This window comes from Mycobacterium sp. 1245111.1 (assembly GCF_001673405.1).
Classification (GTDB): domain Bacteria; phylum Actinomycetota; class Actinomycetes; order Mycobacteriales; family Mycobacteriaceae; genus Mycobacterium.
This window is the reverse complement of record NZ_LZLV01000001.1, coordinates 1-13083: the sequence shown is the minus strand read 5'-3', so window position 1 is coordinate 13083 and position 13083 is coordinate 1. Positions and strand designations below refer to the sequence as shown.

10 protein-coding genes are annotated in these 13083 nt (G+C 64.0%); 5 read left to right on the top strand and 5 right to left on the bottom strand.

What is annotated here, in order from left to right; all coding sequences use genetic code 11:
* A complete protein-coding gene (locus A5658_RS00050) occupies window positions 1–1494 on the bottom strand; it encodes an NAD(P)/FAD-dependent oxidoreductase (RefSeq protein WP_067329274.1) in 1494 nt (497 codons plus the stop codon).
* Window positions 1495–1957: 463 nt separating this feature from the next.
* Between A5658_RS00050 and A5658_RS00045 the strand changes: the two genes are divergently transcribed.
* The 3 genes from A5658_RS00045 to A5658_RS00035 all read left to right on the top strand — a co-directional run bounded on the left by A5658_RS00045 (window position 1958) and on the right by A5658_RS00035 (window position 5279).
* On the top strand, window positions 1958–2947 hold the full coding sequence (locus A5658_RS00045) for a diiron oxygenase (protein ID WP_067329495.1): 990 nt from the start codon (window positions 1958–1960) through the stop codon (window positions 2945–2947).
* Between the two features lie 132 nt (window positions 2948–3079).
* The gene (locus A5658_RS00040) at window positions 3080–3916 is read left to right on the top strand and encodes a phthiotriol/phenolphthiotriol dimycocerosates methyltransferase (RefSeq protein ID WP_067329271.1); all 837 of its coding nucleotides are present in this window, start codon (window positions 3080–3082) and stop codon (window positions 3914–3916) included.
* A 46-nt stretch (window positions 3917–3962) separates the two neighbouring features.
* Window positions 3963–5279 carry a cytochrome P450 gene (locus A5658_RS00035; RefSeq protein ID WP_067329268.1) on the top strand — a complete coding sequence of 439 codons (1317 nt, stop codon included), beginning with the start codon at window positions 3963–3965 and terminating at the stop codon, window positions 5277–5279.
* A gap of 10 nt (window positions 5280–5289) precedes the next feature.
* Here A5658_RS00035 and A5658_RS00030 read toward each other — a convergent pair whose 3' ends face one another.
* A complete protein-coding gene (locus tag A5658_RS00030) occupies window positions 5290–6075 on the bottom strand; it encodes an alpha/beta hydrolase (RefSeq protein WP_067329265.1) in 786 nt (261 codons plus the stop codon).
* A 79-nt stretch (window positions 6076–6154) separates the two neighbouring features.
* Window positions 6155–6958, bottom strand: a complete 804-nt coding sequence (locus A5658_RS00025) for an SDR family oxidoreductase (RefSeq protein WP_067329262.1) — start codon at window positions 6956–6958, stop codon at window positions 6155–6157.
* Between the two features lie 137 nt (window positions 6959–7095).
* On the opposite strand from A5658_RS00025, the gene A5658_RS00020 reads away from it, so the two are divergent.
* Window positions 7096–8364 (top strand): PE-PPE domain-containing protein, encoded by a 1269-nt coding sequence (locus tag A5658_RS00020; protein WP_156751172.1) that lies wholly within the window; start codon window positions 7096–7098, stop codon window positions 8362–8364.
* Between the two features lie 44 nt (window positions 8365–8408).
* Complete coding sequence (locus A5658_RS00015; RefSeq protein ID WP_067329256.1) at window positions 8409–9236, top strand: SDR family NAD(P)-dependent oxidoreductase; 828 nt, start codon at window positions 8409–8411, stop codon at window positions 9234–9236.
* A 12-nt stretch (window positions 9237–9248) separates the two neighbouring features.
* On the opposite strand, the gene A5658_RS00010 is transcribed toward A5658_RS00015, so the two are convergent.
* Complete coding sequence (locus A5658_RS00010) at window positions 9249–11000, bottom strand: hypothetical protein (protein WP_156751171.1); 1752 nt, start codon at window positions 10998–11000, stop codon at window positions 9249–9251.
* 246 nt (window positions 11001–11246) lie between these two features.
* Window positions 11247–12857 (bottom strand): hypothetical protein, encoded by a 1611-nt coding sequence (locus tag A5658_RS00005; protein WP_156751170.1) that lies wholly within the window; start codon window positions 12855–12857, stop codon window positions 11247–11249.
* Between the last annotated feature and the right edge of the window lie 226 nt (window positions 12858–13083).

The following is a 13083-nucleotide window of genomic DNA, read 5'->3' as shown; positions in this document are numbered from 1 at the left end:
TCAGGCGATCGCGTAGTCCGACATCGGGAAGGTCTCCTGCTCCTTCACGGCGCTACGCACCGAGGTCGGACGGAACAGCGGCGCCTCACCCTTGCCGGTGTGGTTGCGAAACCAGTAGGACCGCGAGCTGACGCAATTGCCGAGCTCGAACGCAGAGTCTTTCATCAGCGTGGTCATCCGCTCCAGGAAACGCGCGTTGGCGTCTTCGGTGACCTCGAAGGTGCGGGCCTGGCGCTGCTGCATTTCGCCGAACAGCCGTTCCATGTGCTTCATCTGGTACTCGACGGTGTTGAACCACGACAGGCCCACCCAGGCGTACGGGCTGGCCATCGACAGGAAGTTCGGGAAGCCGGGCATCGAAATACCTTGGTAAGCCTGGAATTGGGTTTCGCGCCACCACTTTCCGAGGTTCTTGCCGTCACGTCCGATCACCTCGATGGCGGGCAGGTTGGCCTCCCAGACGTCGAATCCGGTTGCCAGAACCAGGGTGTCGATCATCCGCTTGGTGCCGTCCCTGGAGACGATGCCGTCGGGCTCGATCCGGTCGATGCCGTTGGTGTCCAGGTGCACATGGGGTTTGGTGAAAGCCTGGTAGAAGTCGTTGGAGATGGTGGGCCGCTTGCAGCCGAAGTCAAAGTCCGGGTCCAGCTTTCGGGACAGCTCCCTGTCCCGCACCGCCAGCATCCGGTAGAGCCGGGAGAACTGCGAGATGCCCTTGTTGAAGAGCCGGAAGTACCGGAACTTCCACATCGTGAGGACCATCGAAAGTTCCAGGATCGCGTCGGTATACCAGCGCAGCGCGCGCTGGGTAACCGGGAACCGCGCGAAAAGGCTTTGCACCGGCTGGAAGAACTTCACGTCGAACTTCGGTAGCACCCAGATCGGGGTGCGCTGATACACGGTCAACTCCGCGGCGTCCTTCGCCAACGCCGGAGCCACCTGCACCCCAGTGGAACCGGTTCCGATGACTGCGGCACGGCGCCCGGCGGCGGAGAAGTCGTCATCCCACTGCGCGGTATGGAGGATGCGGCCACCGAACGTCTCAATACCCGGGATGTCGGGCATCTTGGGCTGGCACAGAAACCCGGTGGCGGCGATCAGGAATTGCGTGCTCAGCGTCCCGCCGTCGGCTAGCGCCAGGCGCCACAAGCGGGCCTCCTCATCCCACCGGGCCCCCTCGACGGTGGTGTTGAACCGCATGAACCGCCGGACGTCGTACTTCTCGGCGACGTTGACGGCGTAACTCTTGAGTTCGGAGCCGGGCGCGTACATCCGCGACCAGTACGGGTTGGGCTCGAACCGATAGGAGAAGGTGGGCGACGGTTGGTCGACCGCCAGACCGGGATAGTGGTTGACGTGCCACGTGCCACCCAGATCGTCTTCGCGATCAACGATCAGCACGTTCTCGTACCCCATGCTTTTCAGCTGGATCGCAGCGCCGATACCGCCGAAACCCGCCCCCACGATGATCACATCGAACTGCTGGTCATCCATAAGTTCTAAACGGTACCTTCCTGCTGCACGAACGGTGAAACGACGGCGAGCGAGGCCGCCGTCGCGCGGTCTAACGCGCACCCGGCGCGCGACGGTCGTGATGATCCCGTAGCTTTGTGACCCGGAGGGTCAACCCGCGGGCGGAGCGTGTGTACTGTCTAATGGGATTTGGCTGTTCGAGGGGCACACCCACGCTGATCACGAGCTACCCGGGGCTAAACAGACAGACATGAGAATGAGGCCGTTCCGTACTAGGTCTTTCACCCTCACCCGGTAAGCTCCCGTTCCGACTGTGCCCCATGAAGCGCATGTGCAGAAAGCCGCATGCTGAGCTGAGCCGGAGGGAGGCCTCGGTTTGCCGGTCACGCTGGCCATTTTCTTCATCGTGCTGGGCGCCGTCCTCTCGGTGAGCCTGCTGCTCCTGCTCGCGTTCTTCGGCGTGGTCAGACGGCTCAAGCGCAACATGGATGTCAGCGATGACACCGATTACGCCGCCACGCTGACGTCACTCTCGGAAGCCTCGGTCCGCCACTTCAATCCCTACACCGACGTCGACTGGGAAGCCCCGATCTTCTCGGTCACCGCGAACGACCCGCGGTGGGTACTGTCCACGTCGGATCCGCTGGGGAGCCACCCGTGGTACCAGGCGCAGCCACTGGACAAGCAGGTCGCGATCGGCATGTGGCGCCAGGCCAACATGGCCAAGGTCGGTACGCAGTTCGAGGGCATCCTGGTTCGCGGGCTGCTGCACTACGCGTTCTGGGTTCCCAACGGTTCGCCCGAGTATCGCTACTGCGTGCACGAGTCGATCGAGGAATGCAGCCACAGCCTGATGTTTCAGGAGATCGTCAACCGCATCGGCGTCGACGTTCCCGGGATGCCGCGCTGGCTGCGGGTGCTGTCACCGGTCGTCCCGTTCTATGCGGGTCCGCTGCCGAACGCATTCTTTTTCGGCGTGCTGGCCGGCGAAGTGCCGTTCGACTACCTGCAGACGAACCTGTTGCGCGAGCCCGAGCCGCGCTCGATTCACCCGATCATGCAGGACCTCATTGCGATCCACGTCGCCGAAGAGGCCCGGCACATCTCGTTTGCCCATGAGTATCTGCACCGGCGTGTTCCGCGGTTGAAGTGGTACACCCGGTTCTGGTTGTCGCTGTATGTGCCGATCGTGATGCGGATGCTGGGCCAGGCGATGGTGGTGCCCTCGCGTCGGTTCTTCCGCCAGTTCGGCATCCCCCGCTCGGTGCGCAAGGAGTTGTACTCCGACGGCGGGGAATCACGCCAGACGCTGCGGGACATGTTCGGTGACATCCGCATGCTCTGCGACGACCTGAATTTGATGAACCCATTCGCGTTGCTGATGTGGCGTATTTGCCGAATCAACGGCCCCGCATCGCGTTATCGCAGTGAGCCGCAGCGCACCAACGTTGCAACTTCGGTGCCCGCCGCTTAAATCCTTTGCCGCACAACTCGTCTGGAGTTTGCGCGACGCTTCATGACCACGTGAATTTCGGCCACGCCTTCACGGCAGCGCGAAAAAGGCATGCCACAACAAGCACACCCGACACTGTGCGATACTTCCTGCATGGTTCGTAGCCCTTCATTGGACAACGTCGGCGCAAGTCTCGTCTACCGCATCGGTTCGACAGCGACGTACAAGAAACTCTTCCGGTACTGGTACCCGCTGATGACCAAGCGGCTGCACAACCAGGACGACGTCCAGTTTCTCAACTGGGGCTACGAGGAGGACCCGCCACTGGGCCTGCCTCTCGACCCGGCCGACGAGCCCAACCGGTACAGCATTCAGCTCTACCACCAGTGCGCGACCCAGGACGGCGTCGACCTCGCCGGCAAGAAAGTGCTGGAGTGCAGCTCTGGCCACGGCGGTGGCGCGTCATACCTGTCCCGCACGCTGAAGCCCGCGTCCTACACCGGCCTCGACTTCAACGCGGCCGGAGTCAAATTCTGCAACGAGCGGCACAAGGTGCCGGGCCTGAGCTTCGTGCACGGCGACGCCGAGAACCTGCCGTTCCCGGACGAATCCTTCGACGCGGTGATCAACGTCGAGGCCTCGCATATCTACCCGCACTTCGACCGCTTCCTCAGCGAGGTCAAGCGCGTGCTGCGCCCGGGCGGGCACTTCCTGCACGTCGACTTCCGCAACCGCGACAACTTCGGTAACTGGGAGTCTGATCTCGCCAACTCGGGCATGCGCGAGGTGTCGCACCGGGTCATCAACGACGAGGTGCTGCGCGGCCTGAAGAAGAACTCGGCCCGATCGAACGAGATCATCAACACCCGCCTGCCGGCCTTTTTGCGTAAGTTCGGCCGGGAGTTCGCCGTGGTCGACGGGTCGTGGTTCTACAACGACCTCGAGCGTGGCGAAATCGACTACCGCGCATACCATCTCACGAAGGACTGACACCCGTCTCTTGCGTCGGTAGGTGTTCACGAGAGGGTTTGTCCGCATGACGCTGGCTCGCAGGCTGCGGTTTCGCGCCAGCCTGATGAAGGTCGGTGTCGACGGGGCGCTGGGGGTGGCGCGGGATAAGGCGACCTCCTACGGCTACTCATTGACCGGCCGGAAAACCGCGCCCCACACCGACTTCGACCCGTTTTCCGCCGAAGTCATGCACGACCCGTATCCGGGTTACCAGTCGTTGCTGAACGGCGATGACGTTCCAAGCGTCTGGTACAACCGCAAACGCAGCATCTGGATCATCGCGGGCTACGACGATGTACGAAAGGCGTTGCGCGACAACGAAGAATTGTCGTCGGCGCAGAGCCAAAGCCGATACCGGGTCTACCTACCGTCGATGAACGCCGCCGACCCGCCGGCCCACACCCGGCTGCGCAAGTTCGTCTCCCGCGCGTTCACAGCACGGGCGATGACGGCGTGGCAGACCAACATCAACGAGGTCGCCGACGAACTCGTCGACAACGTGATAGCCGAGCGTCACACCGAGGCCGTCAACGGCCTCGCCAAGCCGCTACCGACCCGGTTGATCGCCAGGATGCTGGGCATCCCGCAGCAGGATCAGCCGCAGTTCGTGGCCTGGTCGGACGACATGGTGGCGGGCGCCTTCGCGCCGTTGACCCCGCACGGCATGCGCCTGTCGGCGCGTTCCGGCAGCGCGACCGCGGCCATGCGACGCAGCCTCGACCCACTGATCGCGCAGCGACGCCTCAATCCCGGCGACGACCTGATCTCGATGATGACGCCGGCCGACGCCGACGACGTGCTCACCGACGACGAAATCTTTTGGAGCGCCGCGATGTTGATCGGCGCGGGCAGCGAGACGACCACGAACATGTTGTCCGGCCTGCTGTTGACGTTGGCTCAGCGGCCCGACCTGTACGCGCGGCTGCGGGCGCACCCGGAGTTGATTCCGGCGGCCGTCGAGGAACAGTTGCGGATGGGCTCGCCGGTGCAGGGTTTTTACCGCACCGCGACGTGCGACTACAAAGTGGGAGCCGACACGATTCCGGCTGGCGCGCGGGTGCTGTTGCTGTTCGCCGCCGCCAACCGCGACCCACGTCACTACCCCGACCCGGACACCTTCGACCTCGACCGCAATCCGACCGATCACCTGGCGTTCGGCGGCGGCGTGCACTACTGCCTGGGTGTGCCGCTGACCCGGCTGGAAGGGGCCCGGGTGTTCTCCCAGCTGCTGCCCCGGGTCGAAGAGATCCGTTTAGCCGGCGAGTACCGCTACCTGGACAACCCGACGATGCGTGGGCTGGAACACCTTCCGCTGGAATTGGTTCCCGCCAAGGGGGTCTGACGTACGAGGCTCAGAGCCCGCGGGTGCCGAACCAGGTGTGAATCCGCTCGGCGACATTTGCCCAGCCGGGTTCGAGCATCATGTTGTGTCCCATGTCCGGGAAGAACTCCGCCTCAGTGCCATAAGCGCGTGCGGTAGCAAGGATTTCCTTGCGGGTGTGCGCGCCGTCCTCGTCGGCTCCGAGCACCAGCATCGGCGCCCTCACCCGCTTGGGCCGCGGCAGCCGCAACAGCAGGCAGTCGATGCCGATGCGTGAGCTGTCTTCCTGCAGTCGGGCTGCGTACTTGCGGACGTCGGCTTCCGGTGTGTGCGACGAGAAGAACCGCTGCCGGGCCAGCTGCGGTGGATTGATATAGGGCAGCGCTTTGCCGGTGACGGTCATCTTGACGAAATCCGACGGACGTTCCCGGATCCAGCGCAGCGCGTTGCCGAGGTTTCCCTGCGGAGGAATCGACGTCATCAGCACGCCGGCCGGGGCGTCGTATCGCTCCAGGTACTTCTGCACGATCAGGCCGCCCATCGAGTGCCCGATGATCGCGGGCGGGCTGGGCAGCTGCTCGGCAACCGAATGCACGTCCTCGACGTAGTCGGCCACCGAGCACGCGCGAAGCGGCTTGTCAGTCGGGCTTTCGCCGTGGCCACGGAAGCTCAATGCCACCGCACGGTAACCCTTGTCGGCGAAGTAGCTGAGGAAATTCTCGTCCCAGCACCATGCGGCATGCCAGGCCCCGTGGACAAACAGCAGCGGGACCGGATGAGCCTCGCTGACACTGCCCTTTTCGATGACCTCTAGCACCGCGTCAGCCTATCCGTCCGTGTTACCGGAACCCGGCCGTGTCCAATAATCCGTATATCGCGGCGCGTTAGCCAGGGCGTCAATTGAGCTTCTTTCGCGCGTGCCGGGCAAGTAATGGCAGCAGTTGTTCGTGGGGCGCAATTCGACACAGCGCCGCGATAAGTCGATTCATCCGGCCCGGAACCACGCGGCATTTGCCGGCATCCAAACCGTCGATTGCGGCGCGGGCGACTTCGTCGGCCGGCTTCCACATGAAGCCCGGCAGCGTCGCCGCCCGCTCCCCCGCGCTGTAACCGGCCACGACGTCGAAGTCGGTGTCGACCGGTCCCGGGCACAGCGCGGTCGCGACGACGCCGGTGCCACGCAGCTCGTTGCGCAGACTTTCCGTGTAGGACAACACAAATGCCTTAGCTGCGCCGTATGTGGCCTGACTGGGTAGTGGGTAGAAACCGGCCAGCGACGACACGTTCAGCACGGCGCCGCGACCCCGCTCGACCATGCCCGGCAGGAACCTGCTGCACAGGTCCACGATGGCCGCGATGTCGACCTCGACGAGGTTAAGTTGTTGCTCGGGAACGGAATTCGCCACCGGAGCGCGGCCGGCCAGGCCGGCGTTGTTGATCAAGATGTCGGGCACTACACCCAGCGCGTCGACACGCCCAGGGAGAGCGGCGCGGTCGGCCCGGCTCGACAGGTCGGCCGGCAGCACATGCGCCTTGATGCTCAACCCGTCGGCGATCTCCTGGAGGCGGCCGGTCCGCCGGGCCACCAGCACCAGTTGGTAGCCACGTCGCGCCAACTCGAGCACCATCGCCTCGCCGAGGCCGGACGAGGCGCCGGTCACGACGGCCACTCGGTCTTCTGCTGGCGTCGGTAGGACCACGCGGACTGACCTTACCCGCGTTGCTGACGGTGGCAACACCAAACGACAGACGGCGCCACGGCCTAAATTCATACGCCGAGAACGCCTTCGGCGAGCGGCAAAGGTAGTACTTTGTAGGCGGACCGGGGGGATCAGTGGTGAATTGGGGTTCGATGGCGCCGTGGAAAGCCCGTGGGCTTGGCTTTGGATTGCTGGCCGGCGCGACGCTCCTCAATGCGGCCCCGGCCTTCGCGGACGACACACCTGACTACACCGCGTTGGTCCTCGGCCATGCCTACCTCTCGCAGCCCGATGCGACATACATGCAGGAGTTGCTCAGCACCTACGTCGATCCCGCAAATCCTTTCGCCGGGCAGCCGGTGTACCACATCCTCGGCGATCCGGTGAGCGTCTACACGCCCGAGACCGACTACAACACCGGACTCACGCAGGGTATCGCCGACCTGGATGCCGCGATCCAGCAACAGCTCACGGCAAACCCCGACGCCAACCTCGTCATCGCCGGCTACTCGATGAGCAACTCCGTCATCACCCAGGAAATGATCAATCTCGCCGCCACGAACACCGACATAAACGGCCTGAAATTCGTATTGGCCGAGGACCTCAATACCCCCGACGGAGGCATTTTTACCCGGTTTCCGGGGATGTTCGGGGTAAACCTTCCGTCCACTCCGGTGGACACTCCGTACACCACCGACATCTACAGCATCGAGTACAGCGGCGCCTCCGACTTTCCGCAGTACTACAGCAACCTGTTCGCCGACCTGAACGCCTCGAACGGCTACTTCGACCTTCACCCGTATCTGCTGCCCGGATGGCCGGCGTATTTCGATCCGTCGACGGTGGCCGATGCGGTCAAGCAACCCGTGACCGACGGCTACATGGGCAACACCGACTACTTCCTCATTCCGACCCAGGACCTTCCGTTGCTGGACGGGCTGCGCCTGGGCACCGGCGCGGGTTCGGCATATGCCGACTACATCCAGCCCGACATGCGGGTGCTGGTCGACCTTGGCTACAACTGGACGGGCGCCGCGAACGTCAGCACCCCCGCGGATATGACCGCCCCCGACATCGATTTCACCGCCGTCGATTCCTATCTGGCTGCCGGCGCCGACCAGGGCATGATCGCGGCCCTCGTCGATCTCGGCATCCTGCCGCAGAGCGATTTGGCGGGCCTCGCAGATCTCTATCCCTACGTACCGGACGTCGCCAACCTGCAGTTGGGCGCGCTTTCTGACAGCACGCTGGCTGCCCAGGACGCGGCGGCGTCGCTCAACTTGCTGACGGCCGACCTGGCCGCGTCGACGAGCCCGTTCGCGAGTGAACTCAGTGCGTATTTGCCTGGCCTGGCAACCGATCTCGCAGGCTTGTTCCAGAGTGCCGCCAGCCTGCTGTCCTTCTGATACCTCACCCGGCCGTCGGCGCACGCGGTTGATACCGTCGCCTGATGAATTCCAGCCCGGTTGCGCTGATCACCGGCGCGACAAGTGGCATCGGCGAAGCCACCGCGTACCGGTTGCAGAAGCAGGGTTACACGGTCTTCGCGGTCGGCCGTAATCCGGAAGCGCTGGACACCCTGCGCTCCAAGGGCTTGCAGGCACGGTCGCTCGACGTCACCGACGAAGCCGGCGTCGCTCAACTCGTCGACGAGATCAACGCCGACTACGGTGGCGTCGACGTGCTGGTCAACAGCGCCGGCTACCCGCTTGCCCGCCCGCTCGAGCAGGTCCAGTTGAGCGAGCTGCGGCACCTATTCGACACCAATGTGGTTGCCACGCTTCAGCTGTCGCAGGCGGTGCTGCCGGGTATGCGTGCGCGGGGCCGCGGCCGGATCATCACCATCGGCAGCACCGGTGGACGATTCACCAGCCCCGGCGCCGGCGCCTACCACACGGTGAAGTACGCGGTCGAGGCCCTGTCGCTGTCGCTGGGCGCCGAGGTCGCGCAATTCGGTGTCCGCGTCGTGCTGATCGATCCCACCGGCGTTCGAACGCCTTTCGTGGCTTCACAATTCGAGACCGAGCACTCCTACCCCGACGACGACCCCTACGGCCAGTTCAAGATCCGCTACTCGGAGACTACGCGCCGGCTGGCCACCACGCCCGGGGCGACGATCGACGCCGACACCGTGGCCCGCACGGTCCTCCGGGTGGTCAAGACCCGAAATCCCAAGCCCCGCTACATCGTCGGCGCGTCGGGTAAAGCATCCGTGTGGGCCCGAGCGCTGTTGAGCGATCGGATGTGGGACCGCGTGATGTCCACGGGGTTGCGCTAGCGCCGGCCGTGCCTAGAACATGCTCGGTACGAGCGTGCCGAGATCGGTGGCCAACTGTGTGCCGAACTCGGTGGCGAACTGCGTGCTGAGGTCGGTGAGCATCTGGCTCAGCGCTTCCCCACCCACGCTGGTGCCGAGGCTCGACAGCAAGCTGGTCAGGTCGGTCGAGAGCGCGCTTGGGTCGAAGCCGGCCAAGAGCGAGCTCAGGTCCGCGGTCATGCCGGTCGGGTCGGCAGCTCCCGCCGCCGTCGACGCGGCGCCCTCGCCCAGCAGCGACGCCAGCGCCGACGGATCTCCCGGGAAGGTGAAGTCGGTGAACAACGTTTGGAGGTCGGTTGACAGGGTCGGGTCCACATGGCCGGTGAAGCTGTCCTGGATGAACTTCACCAGGTCGTCTCCGACCAACATGTAGTTGTAGCCGCCGTATTCGCCGACGAGCTGGCCGGACGAGTTGAGCAGGTCCGGGTTCGTGGGATCGGACAGGTACGCAAGATAGTTCGGGTCGGTCAGAATGCCCATGTTCGTGTAGAGCGCAGGCAGCTCGGGGTTGATGTTGCCCAGTGCGGTGTCGACCTGCGCCAGTTCGGTCGGGCTGAAGTTGTACGACCCTGTCTGCAAAAGCGCTATCGCGTCGTTGATTTGGGGAATCGTCGCGTTGTTCTGGTCGGCGAAGTCACCCACGTAGCTGGCCAGCGAGGTGTTCGACGGATCCAGCGCGAGAACGTCTTTCAGCAAGTCCAGCTGCGTCGTGCCGGCCGGCAGGGTGTCACACAACGCCGGGCAGGCCGGGCTTCCCGCTACGAACGGGTCGAACGCGACAAGCGCACCGGCAGTGAGGTTTTGCAGCGACTGGCCGATATCCGTCAGGCTCGGAAGGTCGATGCCAGTGCCGTCGATGCCACCGGTCGGGGTTTCGAACAGGCTGTTGTAGAAGTTCTCAAACGGTCCAAACAGGTTGAGCTGGAATGTGTCCCCGGCCCACGGCATGTATTCGCCGGTGCCGGTGCCGTCGACGCCGGTGGTGCCGTCGAAGCCCAACGAACCGGTCACTCCGGGCGCGTCGGGGCCGACATCGGGGCTCGGGTCGAGCAGCCCCGGGTCGGTCGCTGGAGTGAAGGTGAAGTTGCCGCTGGTCAGTTCCGACAGCGGCACCTGCAGCCAGTTGGAGAACAGCGAGAACGGCTCACCGTTCGCGTCGGTGCCGTGTCCACTGAGCGCCTCGAGGAAGCCGATGTCGCGGTCGAGACCCGTGTTGCCGGTGATGACTTCCGGCGGCGTCATCGGGGCGCAGGCTTCCGCGTCACACGATGCGCTGGTGGGCAATTCGGCCGCGGCCAGCAGCCCGATCTGCTGCGCCAGGCCGGCCATGCCGCTCGCATCAAGCGTCGGGTCGATCTCGGGCTGCCCGAGTCCCGAGATCTGCGGCGCGAACGGAAGCAGCGTGTCGAGGATGCCCATGTAATGGCCCAGGTCCCCAGGGTCGGTACCCCAGATGTTGGTAGCACTGGGCACCCACCAGTCTCCACTGAAAAGCAGCGAATTGCCGAGGACGTCGATGCCCGCGAACTCGTTGTAGGGGATGTTGACGAAGTCGTCGAACAGGTTGATCGGGACATTGAGGAAGTCGGTCGCATCGACCAGCCGCGTTTCGATCTTGCGGACGGGAATGTGCGACGCCTTCGGAGCGGCCGGCGCAAGAACCACGGCACTGGTCGCCGCAACCGCTGCGGCAGCTAGGACGTACGTGCGCGAAGCAGCCTGCACGGCGGCCCCCCTTCACAACCTTCGGCTCTGATGCCAGCTGAACATACAGTGAAAGGAAGTTGAGATTCCAGCCGACCCATAGGCGTGGCCTGTGGATCGCGTAAGAAACTGCCAGCCTGTCAGATGCCGACCAAAACGCTGTGCGTTAGGTGTACGTCCACCGCAGCGGCGTCGAATCCCGTTCTCGCAGAACAACAATTGGGACCCGGCGGGCTAGTAGCCCATTGTTGGGTCAGGGCTTCGACCTCAGAACATGCTGAGCACGGACTGCGGCACGAACGACGCCAGGTCCGCGGTGATCTGAGCGCTGATCTCCGCGAGCGCTGCGCTCAGCGCGTCCGCGACGGTCGTTCCGCCCATGCTGGCCAGCAGCGCGCTCAGGTCGGTGGTCAGTTCGTTGACGGCGGAGGTGACGGTCGCCGTTTCGGCGGCGGCCTCGAACGGTGGCCCCAATACGTTTTGCGACGCCGGGTCGAAGAAGTAGTACAGCGTGTTGATGTTCTCCAGGGGCGTCAGGTCCCATTTGTTGTTGGTGAGCAACGTAAACCAGTCGTTGATCACCAGGTTGGAGTTCAGACCGCCGTACACCGGATCGAGACTCGTTGCGGTGCCGCTTGCGAACTCGACGTAGTTGGGGTCGGTGACGATCCCGTCGTTGGTGAACAGGTAGGGCAGTTCGGGGTTGATCTGGGCGAGGAGCGCGTCGTAGTTCAGCAGGTTCTCGTAGGACAGGTTGAACTGCCCGGTCTGCAGCAGCGCGACGGCGGCCTCCTGTTGGAGCAGCGTCGCGTTGTTGTTGGCCCCGTCCAGCCAGGCCTGAATTGTCGTGTTGCTCGGGTCCCAAGCCAGGATGTCCTGGACCAGGGCCGTCTGGGTCAGGTTGGCCGGGATGTCGCAGAGGGCCGGGCAAGCGGGGCTGCCCATGAGGAATGGGTCGAAGGCGATCACCGATCCGGCGGCGAAGTTCTGGAACGCCTGACCGATCTCGGTGATCGTCGGGATCTCGATCGGGTTGCTCGCCGGATCGGCAAGCAAGCTGTTGAAGAAGTTCTCGAACGGTCCGAGCAGGTTCAGCTTGAAAGTCACACCTTCCCAAGGCATGAAGCCGGCGTTGCCCTCGGTGGGATCGGTGGTGCCGAAGAATCCATAACCACCGGGCACTATCCCGTCGGGACCGGTGCCAGGGCTCGGGTCGATGATGCCGGGGTCGTCCTTACCGAAGGTGAAGGTGCCGTTTGCCAAGTCGGAGAACGGGACCTGGAACCAGTTCGAGAAGAGGCCGAACGGCTGGTTGTGCGCGTCGGTGGCCTGACCGAATAAGGCTTGGAGGAAACCAATGTTTCGGTCAAAGCCCGTGCTGCCGGTGATGATGTTCGGCGGCGTCATCGGATAACAGGTCTCTGCGTCACACGAAGCGCTGACCGGAAGTTCGGCCGCCGCGAAGAGGCCGATCTGTTGCGCCAATCCCGCCAGCCCGGCCGCGTCCGCTACCGGGTCGATCTCCGGTTGGTCGAGACCCGATATCGCCGAGAACGGGATCAACACGTCGAGCAGGCCCATGTAATGCCCCAGATCACCGGGATCGGTTCCCCACAGGTTCACCGCGCTGGGCACCCACCAGTCCCCGCTGAAGAACAGCGAGTTGGAGAGCACGTCGAAGCCCTGAACCTCGTTGAACGGGATGTTCAAGATGTCGTTGAACAGGTTCACCGGGATATCGGTGTAGTCGACGAGCCGAGTCTCGATGCTGCTGACGGGCGGGTGGATAGGTCGCTGCATGGCCGGTGTCGCGACGACGAGACTGGTCGCTGCGATCGCCGCAGCAGCCAGAACACTTCCACGCGAAGCGGCCCTCACGGCGGCCCCCTTCCCACCAAGGTGACTTGAGATCGCTGAGCCTACTCTGAAGAGAACCTGAGATTGAGCCAAATCGCTGCGCACGTGTTGAATATTTTTCTCGCGTGCCGACCGGAGGATTTCAACGCAAATCGGACCCCCAGCGGTGGGCTGGGGGTCCGATTTTGTCTTGGGCGGTTAGGCGCCTTAGAACATGCTCAGCACGGACTGCGGCACGACCGACGCG